1 protein-coding gene and 1 pseudogene are annotated in these 1,473 nt (G+C 45.5%); both read left to right on the top strand.

Going from position 1 to position 1,473, the window contains the following annotated elements; genetic code table 11:
- Positions 1 to 14 precede the first annotated feature (14 nt).
- Positions 15 to 653, top strand: a complete 639-nt coding sequence (locus tag Q0236_RS04255; protein WP_297915444.1) for a carbonic anhydrase — start codon at positions 15 to 17, stop codon at positions 651 to 653.
- Positions 650 to 1,473: pseudogene (locus Q0236_RS04250) on the top strand (mechanosensitive ion channel family protein); the annotation flags it as partial. The gene Q0236_RS04255 and the pseudogene Q0236_RS04250, both read left to right, overlap by 4 nt.

Raw genomic sequence — 1,473 nt, 5'->3', positions numbered from 1 at the left:
TTTAAGGAGAAAGTATGCCTAGCCAGTTAATAAGCGGAGCTATTAAATTTATGGAAGAAAATTTCGCCGAGCACGCCGAGCTTTTCGGCACTCTCGCGAACAAACAAAAACCTCATACCCTTTTTATCGGATGCTCCGACTCGCGCGTAGTACCGAGCCTGATTACTTCGACGCTTCCGGGCGAGCTTTTCGTTGTGCGAAATATCGCAAACGTCGTGCCGCCGTATCGCGTCAGCGAGGAGTACGTATCCACGACCGCGGCGATCGAATACGCGCTGTATTCGCTAAATATCAAAAATATCATCGTTTGCGGGCATAGCAACTGCGGCGGTTGCGCGGCGCTATTTTACGACGCCAAAAAACTTGAAAAAATCCCGAATGTGGTGCGCTGGCTAAATTTAATGCAGCCGGTGAAGGATCAAATTTTAAAAATTCCAAATTTAAACGCAGATAAGCGCGAGTGGATCGCCGAGCGGCTAAACATCATAAATTCCATGCAGAATTTACTTAGCTTTCCCGGGATTAAAGAGGCGTATGAAAGCGGCGAGGTTAAAATTTACGGCTGGCATTACGTCATCGAGACGGGCGAGCTTTTTAATTATGACGAAAAAGAGGCGCATTTTACCCTTTTAAACGAGGAAGCGGGGCTATGAAAAGATCGATAATCTGCTTTTTGGCAAGCTGCCTTTTATTTACGCTGGGCGCGGCGGAGGATTCAAATTTAACCAATTTCGTAGAGAGCAATTCGACCGCCTTGAGCGAAACAAATTCTACGGTCGAGCACAATAAAACCGAGATCAAAAAAGAGGTAACGAAAATCCTATCCGGCTCGCTGGGAAGCGAAGACGGCAACAAGAGCGAAGTGATAGATCTAATCGCGGAAAAGGTCGCTAAAACAGAGACTTCGCAGAAAAAAAGCGCAAGCGACGTGACGCTGATTTCGGTCGTAAACGAGATCAAAAAGTTAAATTTACAAAAAAACTCCCTGCTTGCAAGCGGCGATAAAAATGCGAGCAAAAACGAGCTGGACGCAATCGAGAGAAACAAAGCGAAGCTTTTCGATCGCCTGCCTTTTGCTATTACGCAGCAAGATATGGATATCGAAGCGGTGATGTCCTACGCCGAGAATAAAAAGAGCATCCAAAGCACGCTTAAAAGATACGCCAAAAGGCAAAATTCCCCCGAGTATATCAACGCGAGCGCGGATCTTGAAAAGATGGAGATGTCGGAGATCTTTTATACTTCGCTTATGAAGATTGAAAATATGTTTGTAAACGGCGCCAATAGAAGCGAGCTGGAGAGTGAGCTAAGCGGTACGCTATTAAATTTACAAACGAGGGATTTTTCCAAGCTTGCCGATCTGAAAAATAATCTAAGCAATCAAGGGCAGGTGGACGCCTTAGATGCCAAGATAAACGATTTGAAAAACGATAAGCAGACTTACGACGAGGTGCTTGAGTATCTCGCGCGAAA

The organism is uncultured Campylobacter sp., assembly GCF_938031315.1.
In the GTDB taxonomy this organism is placed as follows: Bacteria; Campylobacterota; Campylobacteria; order Campylobacterales; family Campylobacteraceae; genus Campylobacter_B.
This window is presented reverse-complemented; position numbering and strand designations above follow the sequence as displayed.

Coding starts and splice junctions, on each gene's coding strand:
- Q0236_RS04255 (WP_297915444.1), top strand. CDS start 15: ATGCCTAGCCAGTTAATAAGCGGAGCTATTAAATTTATGGAAGAAAAT.